The sequence below is a fragment of the Gordonia jacobaea genome (assembly GCF_001186365.1).
In the GTDB taxonomy this organism is placed as follows: domain Bacteria; phylum Actinomycetota; class Actinomycetes; order Mycobacteriales; family Mycobacteriaceae; genus Gordonia; species Gordonia jacobaea.
In genome coordinates, this window is sequence record NZ_LDTZ01000020.1 from 179,782 (window position 1) to 198,130 (window position 18,349).

The 18,349-nt window shown below is 66.5% G+C and carries 16 protein-coding genes; 5 read left to right on the forward strand and 11 right to left on the reverse strand.

Annotated features, from left to right (window positions below; translation table 11 throughout):
• Window positions 1-65 precede the first annotated feature (65 nt).
• Window positions 66-989, forward strand: a complete 924-nt coding sequence (locus ABW18_RS17470) for a hypothetical protein (protein ID WP_049700245.1) — start codon at window positions 66-68, stop codon at window positions 987-989.
• On the opposite strand, the gene ABW18_RS17475 is transcribed toward ABW18_RS17470, so the two are convergent.
• Window positions 939-2,651, reverse strand: coding sequence for a TM0106 family RecB-like putative nuclease (locus tag ABW18_RS17475; protein ID WP_049700246.1), 1,713 nt, complete (start codon window positions 2,649-2,651; stop codon window positions 939-941). The two genes, ABW18_RS17470 and ABW18_RS17475, sit on opposite strands and share 51 nt — an antisense overlap.
• Window positions 2,652-2,783: 132 nt before the next feature.
• Here ABW18_RS17475 and ABW18_RS17480 point away from each other — a divergent pair, with 132 nt between their 5' ends.
• Together ABW18_RS17480 and ABW18_RS17485 are read left to right on the forward strand one after the other, a co-directional pair.
• The gene (locus tag ABW18_RS17480; protein ID WP_049700247.1) at window positions 2,784-3,476 is read left to right on the forward strand and encodes a DUF6474 family protein; all 693 of its coding nucleotides are present in this window, start codon (window positions 2,784-2,786) and stop codon (window positions 3,474-3,476) included.
• A gap of 121 nt (window positions 3,477-3,597) precedes the next feature.
• Window positions 3,598-4,332 carry a hypothetical protein gene (locus ABW18_RS17485; protein ID WP_235434429.1) on the forward strand — a complete coding sequence of 245 codons (735 nt, stop codon included), beginning with the start codon at window positions 3,598-3,600 and terminating at the stop codon, window positions 4,330-4,332.
• Between the two features lie 23 nt (window positions 4,333-4,355).
• On the opposite strand, the gene ABW18_RS17490 is transcribed toward ABW18_RS17485, so the two are convergent.
• The 8 genes from ABW18_RS17490 to lysX all read right to left on the reverse strand — a co-directional run bounded on the left by ABW18_RS17490 (window position 4,356) and on the right by lysX (window position 16,181).
• A complete protein-coding gene (locus ABW18_RS17490) occupies window positions 4,356-5,216 on the reverse strand; it encodes an alpha/beta fold hydrolase (protein WP_049700249.1) in 861 nt (286 codons plus the stop codon).
• 135 nt (window positions 5,217-5,351) lie between these two features.
• Window positions 5,352-7,454 carry an ArnT family glycosyltransferase gene (locus tag ABW18_RS17495; RefSeq protein WP_049700318.1) on the reverse strand — a complete coding sequence of 701 codons (2,103 nt, stop codon included), beginning with the start codon at window positions 7,452-7,454 and terminating at the stop codon, window positions 5,352-5,354.
• Window positions 7,455-7,576: 122 nt separating this feature from the next.
• Window positions 7,577-8,380: a cyclase family protein gene (locus ABW18_RS17500; protein WP_049700319.1), complete on the reverse strand. Its 804-nt coding sequence runs from the start codon at window positions 8,378-8,380 to the stop codon at window positions 7,577-7,579.
• Between the two features lie 46 nt (window positions 8,381-8,426).
• Window positions 8,427-9,638, reverse strand: a complete 1,212-nt coding sequence (locus ABW18_RS17505; RefSeq protein ID WP_049700250.1) for a PQQ-dependent sugar dehydrogenase — start codon at window positions 9,636-9,638, stop codon at window positions 8,427-8,429.
• 77 nt (window positions 9,639-9,715) lie between these two features.
• A complete protein-coding gene (locus ABW18_RS17510; RefSeq protein ID WP_268760681.1) occupies window positions 9,716-11,296 on the reverse strand; it encodes a succinic semialdehyde dehydrogenase in 1,581 nt (526 codons plus the stop codon).
• Window positions 11,297-11,324: 28 nt separating this feature from the next.
• Window positions 11,325-11,819 (reverse strand): ribonuclease E activity regulator RraA, encoded by a 495-nt coding sequence (gene rraA / locus ABW18_RS17515; RefSeq protein WP_049700252.1) that lies wholly within the window; start codon window positions 11,817-11,819, stop codon window positions 11,325-11,327.
• Window positions 11,820-11,879: 60 nt separating this feature from the next.
• Window positions 11,880-12,767: an alpha/beta fold hydrolase gene (locus tag ABW18_RS17520; protein ID WP_197494606.1), complete on the reverse strand. Its 888-nt coding sequence runs from the start codon at window positions 12,765-12,767 to the stop codon at window positions 11,880-11,882.
• 3 nt (window positions 12,768-12,770) lie between these two features.
• Complete coding sequence (gene lysX / locus ABW18_RS17525; RefSeq protein ID WP_152930127.1) at window positions 12,771-16,181, reverse strand: bifunctional lysylphosphatidylglycerol synthetase/lysine--tRNA ligase LysX; 3,411 nt, start codon at window positions 16,179-16,181, stop codon at window positions 12,771-12,773.
• A 67-nt stretch (window positions 16,182-16,248) separates the two neighbouring features.
• Between lysX and ABW18_RS17530 the strand changes: the two genes are divergently transcribed.
• Window positions 16,249-16,473: an RNA-binding S4 domain-containing protein gene (locus ABW18_RS17530; protein ID WP_049700253.1), complete on the forward strand. Its 225-nt coding sequence runs from the start codon at window positions 16,249-16,251 to the stop codon at window positions 16,471-16,473.
• Window positions 16,474-16,485: 12 nt separating this feature from the next.
• Here ABW18_RS17530 and ABW18_RS23025 read toward each other — a convergent pair whose 3' ends face one another.
• Together ABW18_RS23025 and ABW18_RS17535 are read right to left on the reverse strand one after the other, a co-directional pair.
• A complete protein-coding gene (locus ABW18_RS23025; protein WP_197494607.1) occupies window positions 16,486-16,641 on the reverse strand; it encodes a hypothetical protein in 156 nt (51 codons plus the stop codon).
• Window positions 16,642-16,772: 131 nt separating this feature from the next.
• The gene (locus ABW18_RS17535) at window positions 16,773-17,636 is read right to left on the reverse strand and encodes a cutinase family protein (protein WP_152930128.1); all 864 of its coding nucleotides are present in this window, start codon (window positions 17,634-17,636) and stop codon (window positions 16,773-16,775) included.
• A gap of 178 nt (window positions 17,637-17,814) precedes the next feature.
• On the opposite strand from ABW18_RS17535, the gene ABW18_RS17540 reads away from it, so the two are divergent.
• A complete protein-coding gene (locus ABW18_RS17540; protein ID WP_049700322.1) occupies window positions 17,815-18,249 on the forward strand; it encodes an SRPBCC family protein in 435 nt (144 codons plus the stop codon).
• The last annotated feature ends 100 nt before the right edge of the window (window positions 18,250-18,349 follow it).

Genomic DNA, 18,349 nt, shown 5'->3' on the forward strand with positions numbered 1-18,349 from the left:
CCGTTATGTGGACCACGGTACCGTTTACTCGGCCGATCACGACGTGAAACCGACAGGAGCGCAGTATGACGCATCGCGTCAGCAGCAACCGCCGCCCGAGGCGGCCGCGCACCCCTGCGTTGATTCTCGCACTGTCCGCAGCACTTCTCTTGGCCATCGGCAGCGGCATCGGCTGGGCCGACGGACCCGACACCGACTCGGGTTCCCGACACGGCGGCTCCGACCACTCCAGCTCGCACGGCGGCGGTAATCACGGCGGCGGCAATCAAGGCGGCGGCCACGGCCACCATCACACCCACACGCCGAAACCGACGGCCACAGTCGACCCCACGACCGGCGAGAACTCGACTACCGCGAATCCGACGACGACCGACGGGTCGTCGACAACGCCGTCCATCCCCGGCACCACCACGGACCCGAGCACCACCACGGACCCGAGCACAACCACGGACCCGAGCACCTCAACCGACCCCGGCGCCCCAACCAAGCCCGGCACCACAACGAGCACCAAGACCTCGCCGACCACCGCGACAACCCACGCCGGCTCGGGTGCGGGCCCGGGCGGCAACCCACCGCCCAGCCCACCCGGAGGTTCCGGACCGTCGAATCCCGGTCCCGGCCGCAGCGCACCCGGACCGGCCGCGCAACCTCCCGCAGCCGCGTTCGCGGTCCCGATGGCCGCGCCGCCCGCCGCTGCGCCCGCGCAGCCCCAGAGTCCCTCGACCGGCGGCGGATCGTCGGCGAACAGCTCGCAGCCGGGCAGCACCTCGAGCACACAGGGTGGTGGTTCGGCGTCGACCAACGGCAGCGGCTCCGGCCCGGCCGCCGCGCAGGCATCACCGGCGCCGGCGACGTCGGGTGGCATCAGCCTGAGCAGCTTCACGGGCTTCATCGCCGATATCGCGCCGGGCGCACTGCTGCTTCTCGGCGCTGTCGCGCTACTCGGAAGCGGTTCGTTCCTCGACGCCCTCCGCTCGACTCGCGCCTGAGCGTCGGAAAGCGAGTAGGTCGTCGGCGAACGGGAGCTCGTCGACGGCCGAGCCGTCCATCCACTCGCGTAGGACCTTCGTGGCGAGCACGTCGTCCTCGTTGTATTCGAGCAGGCGGGAACGCTGACTCAGGTCGACGTCGACGCCCCCGATCCCGACCGCCCGTCGGTACCAGTCCATCGACGCCTCGCCCCCGGCCTCAGCATCGCGCCACCCGAAACCGGCAACGGGCGCAACACGTTTGAGCCCCTTGCCGTTCGGTGCGACAAAGTTGCGTCCCACCGCCTCGAAGATGTCGACCCACTCGTCGGACGCGATGAACTGCTCGACCTCGTTCGGCGTCGGCACACCCGGCTGATCACTGAACCTCTCGGCAGACGCGCGCAGCCACCTGTTCTCGGCCTGCTGCGAGTAGCAGTACGCGGCGAAGGTCTTGCCTGCCGCGTGGGCGTCGGCGCGCTCGGCCATCAACCACGTCCAGAACTCGGCGAACGCCCGGCCCTCGTCGGCCGTCGGCAGCGGTGTCCAGGTGGCGAATCCGCGATAGACGACGTCCCGACCAGGGTCGGTGTTGTCGGTCAGCAGCGTGCCCCACAGATACGCGCCGTCCTCGCCGAAGCTCTCCATGTCGACGTCGACCTCGACGTCGGCCCGCGCGACAGTCGGCTCCTCGACGCGACGGACGAGCGGAATGTCGGCGAGCCACGCAATCGCGCAGATCACCGCGTCGTCGAAGCTCTGGTTGGCGGGCCAGTCTGCCGGCGGGTCGCCGTCGAAGCGGGCGAGTTGATCGATGGTCGTGATCCCGACTGCGCGCAACGCGTCGCCCTGGTTGCCGTTGGCGACGAGGCTGACATCCCGACGTTCCTCCAGCTCAGGGCCACACCGACCCCACCACGGGCACCCGCGGCACTCACCGATCCGACGCGGCGTGGTCGCGATCTCCCCCGCCGCGACGCGCTGCCTACGGTCGAATACCTCGCGATAGTCGGGCAGCGACGTCCCTACCCTGTGCACGACGATGCAGTCGGCGTCGAGTCCGATGACCCCCGCGCGCAACTCGTCTTCTTCGACGTCGGGCGAGAGTCCCTCGTCGAGGAGCATCTGCGTCAAATGCGCCAGTCGTAGCTGGTCGCGGCGGTTGCTTCGGGGTGATCGGAACGGGTCGGGCGCCGGAATCCACCCCCACAGCGGACTGGTGACGAGGGTCGGTACCTCGGCGGTGTGCAGACGCGGGTTCTTCGCCGGATACGTCACGCGATGGTTCACCACGATGATCGGGATGTAGCCCGACGCCGCGTCGTCGGCCTCGCCGACGCGCAGCAGGAGCTCTGAATGCCCTCGTCTGCCGTGTTCGCGGTCTGTCGGCAGCGTCGCATTCCAGATCCACCGCGCACCCGACGAGCAAGCCTCTCGGGTGGCAGCAACGCGCTCTGAGTGTGGCCCGTCGCCGACGACAACAAACGTGTTCGACGGTTCGCCGCTGTGGAGTCCGAGGAGAAAGTCGCGGATACGCTCACGCCGTAGCTGCGCGGACTCCTTGCGACGGGCGGCCTCGGGGGTGTCTGCACGGCCGCGGACGAGGTCGGGATGGCTGAAGTCCAGGGCGACCCGATGCTCGCATCCCGCCAGGTCGCGCGGATGCAACACGGCCGCGGCCACACCCCACCTCGATTCTCACCGGCTCATCAGACATCTGGGCTGTCGATCACACCGCCGGTGCGACGGATGTGATCGGTCTGTATCGAGCCTATGCAATGCTTGTAGCAAACTGGCGCAGGGAAAGGTGCCCGCATGGGATTGTTCTCGTCCGACGGTAAGACTCGTGCTCAACGACGCGCAGAAACCAAGGCACTCAAGGCCAAGGCGAAGCTCGACGCGAAGCTGGCCGCGAAGGACAGGCGCAGGGCGTCCAAGGAACTGCGCAAGTCACGCAAGAAGATCGTCGAGAAGGAACTCAAGGCACAGCGCAAGACCTTGAAGGCCGAGGCAAAGGCGGCTCAGAAGGTGGCCAAGGCCGAGGCGAAAACCGTTGCCGCGAAAGCGAAAGCCACTGCCGACGCCAAGCCGTTCAGCCCCGCGAGCGTCAAGCGGTTCCTCACCGTCACACGCCTCGTCGCGCCCATCGCAGTGCCCGTGATCTACCGCCTCGCCGTCGCCGGCCGCGGCAAAATCACCGAACTCCAAGCCAAGCGCATCGGCGTGTCGCCGGCACAGTTGGTCAAGTACTCGGGCAGCGGCGCGCCCCTACTGGCCCGCATCGAGGCCCTGCGCACGTCACTGCAGAAGGTATCCGCGCAGGACACGTCGTCGGACACCAAGCAGTTCGTCGACGCCATGACCGCTCGCCTCGACAATCTCGCCATCGCCGTCGACGCCGCCGAGCCGATGCCGGCGCAGCAGCGCAAGACCGCACACAGGGCGGTCGAGAACGAGTTGAGCGCCATCGACGCCGACATCATGGCCCGACTCGGCGTCCGCACGTAGCAACACCGCACGCAACCCTCGCGCGGCGTCGAACATCACCAACGGCTCGAACATCTCCAACTGCTTCGACGCCGCGCTTACGATGAGGACCATCCAGACCGACCCCAGGGGGCGTCCCGACATGACAGACCCGACTTCCGGCGAAACACCGTCCGACGACGCGTCGCGCACACCTGCCGCCGACGAGACGAACGACGCCGCCAAGAAGGCCGCGCCCGCGCAAGCGTCGCCCGCCGAGAAGTCGACTGCGGATACGTCTCCTGCCGAGAAGTCCCCTGCTGATGAGTCCTCCCCGGCCTCTCCCGCGGCGAAGAAAGCAGCGCCCGCCAAGAAGAGCACTCCTGCGAAGAAGGCGCCTGCAGCCAAGAAGAGCGCGCCGGTAAAAAAGGCGACCACAGCGAAGAAGACCACCGCGGCAAAGAAGAGCGCCCCGGCGAAGGGCGCCGCGACTCCGTCTGCGGCAAAGAACGCAGCAAAGAAGGCACCGCCGACCAAGGCCGCGGAGAAGAAGGCTCCCCCGAAGACAACTCCTCCCGCGGCTGCTGCGGCGGACGAACCGACCTTGTTCGAGGCGGATGCGCAATCGACTCCGGCTTCCGAGCCCCCGGGTGTCCAGGAGTCTGCGCCGGCCCCAGCGCCTGCGGCACCGGCACCGGCACCGGCACCGGCGACATCCGATCCCGTTGCCGAATCCGACGCCGCGAGAGCGGGTTTCGCGCGCATCAGCTCGGGGCGGACAGAGGTTCCCGCGACGAACCCGGCGATGCCGATCGCATTCGGGGCGATCAGCGGAGCACTCGCGGCGCTCGCGATCGCACTACTGGTCGTGCTGCGCTGGCGACGGCACCGCCAGTAGCTTCTCAGTCCGTCAGCAGAGTCTCAGTCCTGCAGGGACTCCACCCGCGCGGTGATCGCGTCGGCGATCGCCTCGGGAGCACGCTGCGGCATCCAATGGTCGACGCCTGGCAAGACCACGAATTCGTATGGGGCGTCGATGAATTCAGAGCACGCGCGCGCCCCCGCCTTACTCAAGAAGCGATCCTTGTCGCCGTAGAGGTAGGTGGTGGGCACCCGCACCTTGTCTCCTGCCAACGAACCGATCGACGAGAACCGCATTGCGCGATACCAGTTGATCCCTCCGGTGAGTGCGCCGTAGTCGACGATCTCGCGTGAGAGTCGTTCGGAGAAGCCGGGATACATCTCCAGTCGCCCACCCGCGCCGCCGCCGTGCTTCGCGCCGTACGCAATCAACTTCTCGGGCACCTTGGGCAGTTGGAAGAACCCCATGTACCACGATTTCAACGCCTGGCCGCGGGGCATTGCACGCAAGAAGGCACCGGTGTGTGGAACGGCCAACGTCGTCAACGTGGCCACCCGATCAGGGTGACGGGTTGCGACCGCATACGAGACCGCCGCGCCCCAGTCGTGCCCGACAAGGTGGAAACGTGGCGCGTCGAGCGCATCCGCCAACGCGATGACGTCGTCGACGAGTTCGTCAATTCTGTAGTCGCGCACCGACTGTGGCCGCGCGCCAGGCGAATAGCCACGCTGATCGGGTGCGACGGTGCGCAATCCGCGCTCATTGAGCAGCGGTGTCACGTCCTCCCAACACGACGCCCGCTCCGGAAAGCCGTGCAGCAGTATCACCGGAATGTCCGACGCCGCACCGGGTATCGGACCGGAATCGACGACGTCGAAGGTCCATCCGTCTCGGCTGAACTCGGTGATCTTCTCGGTCATGGCTCTCCAAATGCTCGGTCGGCTTCTGCTCGGCGTGTGTCCGCATCGCCTGACGACATCGGCGACCCACCCCCGCGCTCGGCGCGAAAGGTGGGCCGCCGATGGTGCTTTGACCCTACGTCAACTCGTGGCGTGTCACGTCAGCTTGTAGACCGTGGTGCCTCCGACCGTTGTGGCAGTGAAGTTCTGGGCCACCCAGGTGGAGATCGCGGAGTTGCCTCCGGGGCCACCCTGACCACCGCCGATGTAGTACGCGATCTTGCCTTCCTTCACGTACTGCTTGAACTCGTCGAGCGTCGGTGCGGGATCGCCGCTCCACCCGCCGATCGCCATGACGGACTTCCCCGTCGCGATCTCGATGTTCGCCGCCGACTGCGAGCCGTTGGTCGCCGCCGCCCAGGTGCTGTTGGTGTTCTGGAGCAGTTTCACCAGTTCGGCATTGGTCGACGACTCGCCGCCCGGACCGCCCGTACCCATGCCGCCACCGAACGAGCGCGTGCTCTGGGTTCCGCCGTTGGACTGATTCCCGCTGTTCGACTGAGTTCCGTTGGGAGGCTGACCCATTCCCGGCTGTCCCGAACCCGACTGCGCGGTGCCGTTCTGCGCTGTGCCATTCTGCGCGCCGCCGTTCTGTGCGCTGCCGCCTCGCGAGCCGCTCGGACCGCCCCCGCCCGGTCCGCCCATGCCACCCTGAACGCCGCTCGTCTGTACTGCTGTCGGGATCGACCCGTGGTGTGCCGTCGCGGCCGTGGCGATCGAGAATGCCGCTGTCCCTGCGAATCCCGCGATCGCTCCCGCGATCACCGAAGCCACGAACAGCTTCTTGAGTCCGAGCGCACCTCCGGCGAGCACGCCGATCACTGCGAGCACGGCCACAGCGCCGATAACCCACCTACACCAGACCGGACCCCATTCGTTGCGGTTGAGCAGGACGATCGACCACCATGCTGCCAGACCGATCATGGCGCTCAACGCGATTCGGCCGTCCCAGTTGGCTCGACGACGCCACGCGAATACTCCACCGAGCGCAACCATCGCGGCAACAGCAGGCGCCAGCGCCACCGTGTAGTAGGGATGGATGGTGCCGCTCATGTAGCTGAAGATCATCGCGGTGATCAGCAACCAGCCACCCCAGGCGACAACCGCGCCGGCCTCGGTGCGATGAATACCGTTGCGATAGTTGAAGATCGGGAAGCTGCGGATCATCAGGTACACGCAGAAGGCAATGGCGAAGAGCGCGACAGGGAGCAACCATGAGATCTCGTTGCCCATCTCCGAGCTGAAGAGCCGACTCAGGCCCGTCGATCCGCCGAACGAACCTCCTGCGCCACCACCGCCGCCGCCAGGGCCTCCGCCCGAACCGCCGCTGATGCGTCCGACGCCGTTGTAGCCCCAGACGAGATCCATGAACGTGTTGTTCGTCGAGCCGCCGATGTAGGGACGTGAGCTGGCAGGTGTCAGGATCGTCGCCACCACGAACCATCCGGCCGACACCACGAGAGCCACAGCCGCGACGACGAGTTGCCCGATTCGCTTGAGCCAACCGTTGTTTGCGAACAGCAGGTAGGCGAGACCGAACGCGGGCAGCACCAACAGGCCCTGCAACATCTTCGTCAGGAATGCGAAGCCGAGCGCGACACCCACCAGCGCCAGCCACCGGCCGGAGTTCGTCGCGATCGCCCGTGCCAGGCAGTACCCCGCGGCAACCATCAAGAGCACCAGCAGTGCGTCGGGGTTGTTGAAGCGGAACATCAACGCGGCCGCAGGGGTGAAGGCGAGCACCGCGCCCGCGATCAGTCCCGCAGCGGTCCCCTGCCTCGGATCGGTGATCACTCGACGCATCGTCGCGTACATCAGCGCCACCGCCGCGACGCCCATCAGCGCCTGCGGCACCAACACGGCCCAACTGTTCATCCCGAAGACGCGCACCGACAGTCCCGTCATCCAGAGCGACGCCGGGGGCTTGTCCACGGTGATGAAGTTCGACGGGTCGAGCGCTCCGAAGAACCAGGCCTTCCAGCTCTGCGAGCCCGCCCACGCCGCGGCCGCGTAGAAGGTGTTGCCGTATCCGCTGGCGGAGAGATTCCACAGGTAGAGCACCGCGGTCGATACGAGGAGTCCCGCGAGCGCGAACGGACTCCACCACAGCGGACGCCTTGCCAATCGGCGACGCCTTGGCGTCGGTGGTGAATCGTCGGCGGGCGGCGATACGTCGCGCCGCTCCAGAAGTGCGGTCATCATTCCTCCAGAATCTCGGTGTGAGGCAGAAGTCTCGGTTCGGGTTCGACTACCAGATTCCGAGACCTCGCTACCGCGACCCTGGACTCTCGCTGGGAGAAGTCTGTGAACGCGCGCGTCCGTCAGTCGACGAGTGCGAGCACCCTCGCCGGACCGCCGGTTCCACCAGCGAACCGAGGCGCACCCACGACGACGCGCGCCCCTGCGGGCGGAACGTCCGTCAGATTGGCCAGCGCCTCGACGGCGTACCGCCCGGCACCGAGAATCGCGGTATGCGCACCGACTGCTCCCCTGATGTCGACGCTCAACGTGTCGGTCCCGAGCGCCGACACTCCCCGTTCGGTCACCAGCATCTGCGCCGCAGTGGGATCGAACCCTGGCGCGTCGGCTCCGCCCGTCGCGGGTTGCCACCCCGAGTGCAGTGCCACCAACGCACGTGGCGGAATGCGACCGTGAACGCGTTCGTACTCCTCGACGTCGCGTTCGGTCAGAACCGCGCGTCGATTACCGCGCGCGGCGGCCGCGATGCTGATCACCACCAGCGGCACCACGAGATCGCGCGCCGGTATGGCGTCGACGGTTCGTCCACCTGCGATCTTGTGCGCAGGGGCGTCGACGTGGGTTCCCGAGTGCTCTGCAAACGACATCCACCTGGTGGCGAAGCCCGAGTTGCCGGGCCCTACTCGGGACGTCTGCACGCTGACCACCGGCGGGTTGCCGGGCCACATCGGAAAACCCGGTCCGAGCCGATGGGTCAGATCCACGACCCGGGTCGCGCCGGGTTGCGCGGACGCGCGCGCGGGTCGCGACGCAGCACCGACCCCCGCGGCCGCAACACCGGCCGCTGCGGTCATCCGCAACGCGGTTCGACGACTGACTCGTCTGGCTTCCTCGTGCGCGTGCCGCACCACGTCGTCGTCACACACGTTTGCCGTCACACACAAGTGCCGTCACCGACAGCGCACACAACACCTAGGCTCCCGGGCGGATTCGTAGGATCTGATCCTTACCGGTGTCGGTGCCGACGAGAAGCGAGCCGTCTCTGTCGACGGCCAGTGCGCGCAGTCGCCCGTACCGATCCGACAGTGCCTCTTCGACGTCGACGACCCGCGTCCCGCTGTCGTCGAGCTTCACCACGACCAACTTCTTGGCCTTCTGTGCGGCGATGACGACCGCCCCGTTCCACTCGCCCCAGCCGGTGGTCGGCAAGAACTGGAGTGCGGGCGTCGCAATCGTCGGCGCGCCCGATTTCCAGATCGGACCGACCGCACCCGGCACCCGCGTGGGGTCGGTCATCGGCACCGATTCGTCGTAGATCACCGGCGCGCGGTCGGGCCGGTAGCCGTAGTTGGCGCCCGGTCGGATGAGGTTGAGCTCGTCGTCGGCGCTCGTGCCCTGCTCGATCGAGTAGACCCGTCCGCTACCCGGTTGCAGCGCGATGCCCTGCACGTTGCGGTGGCCGAGCGTCGCTATCGGACTTGCGGGGTCGGGGTTACCGGCAGCGGGCCGGCCGGTTGCGGCATTGACGTGTAGGACCTTGCCGCCCAACGACTTTCGACTCTGCGAATACTCGGCCGTCGCATTGTCGCCGGTGCCGATCCACAGTGTCCCGTCCGACGCCGCCGCCAATCCGCATCCCGCATGCCTGCCGCCCGCGTTCAACGGGATACCCGCCAGCACCGTCCGTTCGCGCTGCATACTCGACCAGTCCTGCGACACCCGCCACGATGCCACCGTGACCTGCTGCCCGGTGTTCGGCCACGGCAGCGGCACGCTTCCGACACCCTGCGGAATCTTGGCGCCCTGCGCGACCGACGATCCGGTGCCGGCCTTCTCGGCCTGACACGAATAGATTCGACGATTCTGCGCGAATCCCGGATCAACCGCGAGACCCATGAGTCCGGCTTCGCGGTGCACCCAGAGCGCGCTCAGGTCGACCCGGATGGTCTTCGGCGCCTGCCCTGGTCTGATGGCCACGAAGCGGCCGGCACGCTCGGTGACGAGGGCCGTGCCGTCTGGCGCGGTGACGATATCCCAGGGGTGACTCAGCCCGGTCGCGATCGAACTGACCGCAAGGCGCGGCGCGGCCTCGGCTGACGGGGCACCCGCCACGGTTCCTGCGACACCGGCCGCGACCACACACGAGATCACACCGGTTTTGAGTACGCTGCGCTGCGGCGACATGAGGCCAACCGTAACGGCTCACATGCGTCCGGGGGTCGAGAACCCGACGAATCGCCCGTAGCGGGAGATCCCGACGTTTACCGGCCCGGCAGGAACTTCAGCGATCGCACAGCGAGCGGGGTGACTGCGCGGTAGACACTCTTCGGAACTCCGGGAGCCTTGTCGATGCCGATGAAGCGCTGTTCGGCGATCGTCTGCGGCTCGGTGTACTTGAGCAGCCCTTCTTCGCCGTGCCTGCGGCCGACGCCCGAGATTCCCATGCCGCCCATCGGGGCCGCGGTCGACGCCCACGCTGCCGCGTAGCCCTCGTTGATGTTGACGGTGCCGGCACGCAACTGCTCCGCGATCGCCTGCGCCTCGTCGCTGCTGCCCGCGAAGACACTCGCGTTGAGACCGTAGTCGGTGTCGTTGGCGAGCTTGATCGCCTCGTCCGTTGAGTCGACCGGATACACCGACACCACCGGGCCGAATGTCTCGTTACGGAAGCAGGTCATCTCGTCGGTCACGCCCGACAGGACCGTCGGCTCAAAGAAGAAGGGCCCGAGGTCGGCGCGGCGCTTGCCGCCCGCGACCACCGTCGCGCCCTTCGACACCGCATCGTCGACGTGCGCTTCTGCGGTCTCGACCTGCGCAGCCGAAGCCAGCGACCCCATGTCGACGTTGAAGTCGTAGTTGGCTCCGAGCTTCATGTTGCGGACAAAGGTGCCGAACTTCTCGGTGAACTCGTCGGCGATCGCCTTGTCGACGTACAGTCGCTCGATCGAGATGCACAACTGACCGGAGTTCGAATAGCACGCTCGCGCAGCACCTTCGACGGCGTGGTCGATCTTGGCGTTGGCCGTCACGATCATCGGGTTCTTGCCACCGAGTTCTGCAGAGAAGCCGATGAGTCGACGCCCCGCCTGCTCGGCGAGCGAGGCTCCGGTCTCCGACGATCCGGTGAACATCACGTAGTCGCAGGTCGCCATGATGGCCTGTCCCACAACACTTCCCGGGCCCGGGACCACCGCGAACAGCGCGGGCGGCAGACCTGCCTCGTAGAGCAGCTCGGCCAGCGCCAGCGCGCAGTAGGGGGTCTGGCTGTCGGGCTTGATCACCACGCCGTTGCCGGCGAGCAGGGCCGCGACCGCATCCGAAACAGCAAGTGTCAGTGGGTAATTCCACGGGCTGATCACTCCGACGACGCCCTTGGGCTGATACCGCACCCGCACCTTGGTGGCACCGGGCAGCATCCCCTGCACCTTGCGCTCGGCGAGCATCTTCGGGCCGTGCGTCGCGTAGTACCGCGCGGTGAGCGCGACGTCGACAACCTCTTCCTGCGCGTACGAGCGAGCCTTGCCCGTCTCGGCCTGCGCGATATCCATCAACGACGCCGCGTTGGCGAACACCAACTCGGAGAACTTCTTGAGCACCTTCGCGCGCTCCGCGGGTGACTGCTTGGCCCACCCCTGCTGAGCGGCCCGCGCCCGCGACACCGCGGTCTCGAGATCCTCGGCGGTGCCGACAGGGATGGTCGCCATTTCGACGCCGCTGAACGCTTCGAGAATCGATCGGGTCGGGCGTGCGGCAGCGTTGTCGATCGCGACCAATGCGCCGAGTCGTTCGAAGTAGTCGGGTGTTGGCTTGGGCATCGGAGCCTCCTGCTGCGTGAAAGTGATCGAGAGAGTGTCGATAGGCCGAGAAAGGTCAGGGCGCGACGAGGACGATGCCGTCGTCGTCGGAGTACACGGTGTCGCCGGGCGTGAAGGTGACTCCACCGAGCGTCACCGGTACGTCGCGCTCACCTTCTCCGGTCTTGGTGGATTTGCGGGGGTTGGTGCCGAGCGCCTTCACGCCGATCTCCATCCCGCCGATGGTCTTGGCGTCGCGGATCGCGCCGTTCGCGATGATCCCGACCCAGCCGTTCGACCGGCCCAGCTCCGCGATGATGTCGCCGACCAGCGCCGTGTGCACCGAGGCATCACCGTCGATCACCAGCACTCCGCCGGGATTCGACTCGCCGAGGATCGACTTGAGCAGCGCGTTGTCCTGGAAGCAGCGGACCGTTGTCACCGTTCCGACGAACTCACGGACCCCGCCGTACTGGGTGAACTGGAGATCACAGCTACGGACATCTGCACCGATCTCGTCGACGAGGTCGGCCGTGGGGGTGAAAGTCAGCTCTGCCATGACGTACAGCATAGGTGTGACGCGCGGTCATGGGTACCTCAGGTTACCGGGCGGTAAGAAACGCGCTGCCGATCAGCGCACCTGATCGATCGCGTCCGCGACTTCGTCGGGAATCTCCAGCACGACGAAGTGGCGCGCGGCGACCGGGATGAGCCGACCACCGAGCATCCGCGCATAGCGGGCCTGCTTCCACAGCCAGAAACGCTGCCACGGCTTCGGACCAGAGAGCGCGGCCACCACGATCACCGGAACCGGTGGCATCGGATGATTTTTGCGCATGCGACGCAGTGACGCGTTGATCGCGGGGAAGGCAGCGTTCTCCACCATCGTGGCGAGCAGCATCGGCCAGTTGCCGAAGACCTTTGCGGCCCAGTAGTGCTCGTGATCATAGAAGCCCTCCGGTGGCCTCGGCAGCACGACGGTCCGCACCCGCGAGAATCCACGCCGCGGAAGCCGAAACCGCTGCGTCACCCTCCTACCCGTGTCGATCATCCTGTGCGCGTTGTCGATTCGTACACCGAGCGGCACCACCCGCCACGGCAGCAGCACGTAAGAACCGTCGAGCATCACAACACCCGCAGTGCGCGTGGGATGGACTCGCGCAAACGCCTCGACATACAGCGAGGCAACCGAGTGTCCGACGACGGTCACGGGCTCTGCTATCCGCAGCGCATCCAGGACGCCCGCCATCCACGAGACTTCGAGCGACAGGGTCAGCACGCGGCCACGCGAAAGTTGTTCGGACAGTCCATATCCCGGGCGGTCGAACCGGACCACCCGCCAACCACGCTCGACGAGTCGTGCGGCGAGATGGTCGAGATCGAACCAGTTGCTTCCCATCGCAGCCATGAGCAACAGTGGCCGACCCGACCCTTCGTCGACGACGTGAATGCGTTGGCCGTCGACGTCGACGATCTGCCCCGGCGGCGGCCGATCGACCTCGCGCCGACCGTCGTCCACCGCTCAGTTCTCCTGTGGTTTGGCCAGCGGGAATGCCAACGATTCGCGAATCGACTGACCCGTGATCAACATGACCACACGGTCGACGCCGACGCCGAGACCACCGGTCGGCGGCATCGCGTATTCGAGCGCCTGCAGGAAGTCCTCGTCGAGCTCCATTGCCTCCGGATCACCGTCGGCAGCCAGAACCGATTGCGCGGTAAGCCTTTTGCGCTGTTCCACCGGATCGGTCAGCTCGGTGTAGGCGGTGCCGAGTTCGACGCCCCACGCCACCAGATCCCATCGCTCGGCCACTCCCGGCTCGCTGCGATGCGCCCGCGTGAGCGGCGAGACCGACGTCGGGAAATCGGTGTAGAACGTCGGGAAGGTGGTGCGGTCTTCGCCGAGGTGCTCGTAGAGTTCCTGCACGATCGCGCCCGCGTCCCAGTCCGGACGGAACGCGATGTCGAGGCGCTTGCAGACCTCCCGCAGATGCTCCACCGACGTCTCCGGCGTGATCTCCTCGCCGGCGCCGTCGGACACCACCCCGTAGACGGTCTTCACCGGCCACTGTCCGGAGATGTCGATTCGCTGCTCGTTGCCCTCGTCGTCGTAGCGCACGATCACCGGCTCACCGTAGGCGGCGGTGGCCGCGAACTGGATCATCTCGCGCGTGAGATCGAGCATCTTCAGGTAATCACTGTGCGCTTCATAGGCTTCCAGGCTCGTGAACTCCGGATTGTGACTGAAGTCGACGCCCTCGTTGCGGAAGTTCCTGCCGATCTCGAACACCTTCTCCACGCCGCCGACGCACAACCGCTTGAGATACAACTCCGGCGCGATGCGCAGGTAGAGGTCGAGATTGTAGGCGTTGATGTGCGTTGTGAACGGCGTCGCGTTCGCGCCACCGTGGATCTGCTGCAGAATCGGGGTTTCGACTTCGAGATAGCCACGGGCAGAGAGGAAGTCACGCAGCGCCTTGACCACGACGCTCCGCGTGGCGAGCAACTGCCGCGAACGCGGATTGATCGCGAGGTCGACGTATCGTTGCCGCACACGGGCTTCCGGGTCTGTCAGGCCCGCCCACTTGTCGGGCAGCGGACGCAGCGACTTTCCGATCATCGCCCAGCGGTCCACGAGCACCGACACCTCGCCCTTGCGGCTCGTGCCCATCTCACCGTGCACCTCGACCAGATCACCGAGGTCGACGTCAGACGCGAAATCCCTTGAGCCGGAATCGAGTCGCGATGCCTCCACCAGGATCTGCACCTGCCCCGACCAGTCATGGACATCGGCGAAGACCACCTTGCCGAAGTCACGGAGCCGCGTGATGCGGCCGGCAATCGACACCGGCGTGCCCGCAGGCGCGGCGACGGCCTCCGCGATCGAGTGCGACGGCGGATCGGCTGGCGGATACGGGTCGACGCCGTCGTCGATCATCCTGTCCAGCTTGGCAAGCCGCACCCTGACCTGTTCCGGACGATGCGCCGCGACCGCGTTCTGCGCCTCCGCCTCGGCGTCGAGTTCAGCGATCAACGCGTCGACATCGATGCCTGCGGGAATCGACGACTGTCCCGCGGTGTACTGCTGCTTGCGACCGAACCTGGGGAGCCTGACGAAGCCCTCGGTGACGACGGCCGCCAGACCGGCCCGCGCCAGGATTCGGGTGTCCTCGAAGCACAGGAATCGCGGCTGCCAGTCGGGAAGGTATTTCGCGTTGGACCGGTAGAGCGACTCCATCTGGAAGAACTTGGAGCCGAACATCAGCACGGCATAGCTCCCGCGCATGACGGGGCCCGCGCCGATCTCCTGGCCCTTCTCGAACACGGCGCGGAACGTCGCGAAGTTCAGGGAGATGTCGGTGATCCCGAAGTTCTCCGAGTCGCGGCACAGGTCGCTGACCATTGTCTCGACGACACCGTTGATGCCGCTGCGGTCGCGGCGCATCAGGTCGAGCGAGACCCCGCGCCGACCCCACGGAACAAATGACAGCATCCCGACGACCTTCTCGTCGGGCTCACCCTCATTCAGGACCGCCTCCACCAGCAGGCAGTCGCCGTCTGCGGGATCGCCGATGCGGGAGAGCGCCATCGCGAAGCCGCGCTCCTCCTCGGTGTCGCGCCAGGCGTCGGCCCGCGCGACCACGTCGACCATCTCGGTCGGCGGAATGTCGCGGTGCCTGCGGATGCGGGTGGTGACGCCTGCACGTCGGGTTCGTGTGACCGCCTGGCGCACGCCCTTCATCGTCGGGCCGCTGATCGTGTACTGCCGTGTGTGCAGGATCGCCTCGTCGCCGATGTTCAGCGACGTGAATCCCGCGGCCTCGAATGCCGCCGCGCCCCGTTCGCTGGAACCCATCGCCGCGGGGTGCCACCCGTAGCGCTCGCACAGCACCAGGAACTCTGCGATCGCGTCGGGCCAGGACTCGGGGTCGCCGATCGGATCACCACCGGCAAGCCCGACACCGAGTTCGACGCGGTAGGTGATCGCGGCGCGGCCATCGCGCGAGAAGACGACTGCTTTGTCGCGTCGCGTCGAGAAGTAGGCCAGCGAGTCGTCGTCGTTGAATCGCGCGATCAGCGCACGGATCAGTCGTTCGTCGGTCGCGGTCATCAGCGACTTGAGCCGCTGCGATCGGAACAGCACCGACGCCGCGACGATCAGCGCGAGTGCGCCGAACAGGCCCAGAGCACCATTGACCGGCGGATAGGTGTGGTGGCCGTCGAAGGTCCGCTGGTCGATCGCGGCGAACGCGACGACCCGGTTGAACGCGTAGGGCAGACGCTCGGAGCGTTCGAGGCTGCCCGGGAACAGCCACACCAACGCGAACCCGATGCCGGTTGCCACCGCAAGTCCGACCACGAGCACCACGAGCGCGCGCAGCAGGGCGCCGCGTCGAACCCGGGTATAGAACTGCCGATACGTGACAAGCAGGAAGACCAGCGCCGCGAGATCGATACCGAGACCGATCACGATGTTCATCCGCTCGGTGTCGTCGACGTCGAAGTCGTCGGCGACCGGCTGCCACAGGAGCAGCGCGTTTCCTGCCATGAACAGCAGCAGGTAGATGACGCAGATCCACCACGCGATGCGTTTTCGGGCTGTCAGTGCGATGGCGACGAGCGCCAACACGAACGACCACGCGAAGCTCGTGTCGGGCATCGAGATGATGAAGTCGTCCACGTAGTCGCGCGGTACGTGAATCCAGTGCCGGAAGAACGGGAAGATGCTCGACAGCAACGCGATGGTCGCCATGATCCCGACGACGAGCCCTGCGATCTGTGGCGCGTGGCTTCCGAATCCGCGAGGGTGGCGGATGCGCTCGAGTAGATCGGCCGACCGGCGATCCGCCTCTGCGCGTTCCGACCGCTGCACCGCGACGTCGGGATCTGTGGGGGCACCCGGGTGTACGTGAGATGGGGACTCGACCGCCATGGATCAAAGGTAGTTCACCGGCGGTTCAACGGTGCGTACTGTTCGCCGGTCAGGCAGTATCTCAGACATGGACGACGACGCGTTCGATGTGCCAGTCCGGGAAGACGGAATCCGGCTCGGTCAGTTCCTGAAACTGGCCAATCTCATCGAGTCCGGGGCCGAGGCCAAGGAGGTCATCTCTGACGGTCTCGTCACCGTCAACGGAGATGTGGAAACACGACGAGGTAGGCAGTTGGCCGTCGGCGACGTGATCTCTCTGGGTGATGCATCGGCGCGGGTCACCGCAGAGTGACCAGCGTCCTGCTCACGCAGTCAGTCGCTTGAGTTCCGCCGCGGTGACGAGGCGCTCGGCCTCCGCGGGGAATCGCTGAGGTTCCCGACTGCGGCCGAGTCGGCCGCCGGAGATGGCACTCAGCATCGAGTGTCGACGGGGTGTTTGGAACGTTGCTGCCAGCTTCATGACGATACGTTTCCTGCGTCAGAATGGATACGATCTTTACTATCTTGTATTGCCGACTTCGTCGGCGCAACTCACCCTTACGTATCGATCGTCACACAGGATTCGTTACCAGCCAGAGACCGACGCGCCGTTCAGCCCAATCCGGCGAGGAACTGATGCGCCCAAGCCACGGCAGTCACGCCCGGCTTGACCTGGAAACTCCCGTAGTCGCCGTGTGAACCGGACTGCAGGAATCGATTGAACTCGATGATCTGCTGCCGTGCGCGAGCGTTGCTGAGCTCGTTGACGACGTTCCCCGGTCCGCCCCTGGTGAGCAACTCGTTGACGATCGCGCCCGCCTCTGCCTGGTACTGACCGACCTGGCTCGGCGTCGGATCACTGGTCTCTGCGAGGTAGCCGATCACGCGCGTCACGTAGTAATCACGTGGCACGTTGCAGTAGAGGTCTTTGGGCGCGCAGATGGTGAAGGCGTGCGGCAGCACGTAGCCCATGCCGTGGAGGCGCGGCCCTCCGCTCCCCTGTCCGGTGAGGGGCGGACCGACCAGATTGTCCTTCGACGAGCGGCGGGGGTCTGCGATCAGGACAACGCCTGCGACCTGCTGCGGACGGATCTTCTCACGGCCGGTACCGATCTCCGACGCGACATCGCCCGCGGCGTCGGCTCCCTGGCTGTACCCGGTGAGCGCGATCTTGGTGCCGGGACACCGCTTGAGCATGTCCAGGGCGAGCCCCTTGGTATTGGCTACGGCCTGCGCCTTCGACTTTCCGTAGATGGCGCTCTCCCACGGGAACGCCGTGGCGTCGTAGCCGACATAGGAGACCTTGGTGTCCGGCCCGAGATTCGACGTGACCGCACCGAGCAGACCCGGGCCGTCAGACCACGTCCCGGGGATCGCCAGCACATATACCTTGGGGCACGGTCCCGGCGCCGCCGACGCCGAACCCGCCGTTGCGACAACGACGCCACACGCCGCCAACACCACCGCCACTGCCATCCCGAGAAGCCTGCGCACCGACCTGTACCTCCGCAACCACGTGTCCACGGCGAATCAGCCGCGGCCCGACCAAGAGAGTGTAGGCAGGGATCCACCCATCCGGCAGCGTCGTCTCACCGAACTCTCATAGAACCTTTGTCTACGGAACAGAGCTACCCGCCACATGAAGGAGGCCACGGTGGTCGACGTCTCGCGCACTTTCACTGTCCGACAGCCGCGGGAGGTGATTGTCGCCTATCTGCGCGACTTCTCCCACGCGGAGCAGTGGGACCCGGGGACCGTCGAATGCACGCAGGAAGACGGCGCCCCGATCGCACTCGGCACCCGCTGGCACAACAAGTCGAAGCTGTACGGGATCTCGACGGAGCTGACCTACGAGCTGACCCGCGACGACCCCGACCACGTCGTGTTCTCCGGCTCGAACAAGACCGCTACGACGTCCGACGACCTCTCGTTCACCGACCTCGGCGATGGAACGACGAGCGTCACCTACCGTGCGCTCGTCGACTTCCACCGCTTCAAGCTGATCGGCGAACCGCTCTTCGGCTTCATCTTCGGCCGCCTCGCCGACTCGGTGCCCACCCAGATGACGAGCGTGCTCGAGAAGCTCTGACGGCCCCGCCCAAGGTCGAGCGCCCCACCGCTGGTCGAGCTGTCCCCGCTGGTCGAGCGCCCCACCCGCCGGTCGAGCGCCCCACCCGCCGGCCGAGCTG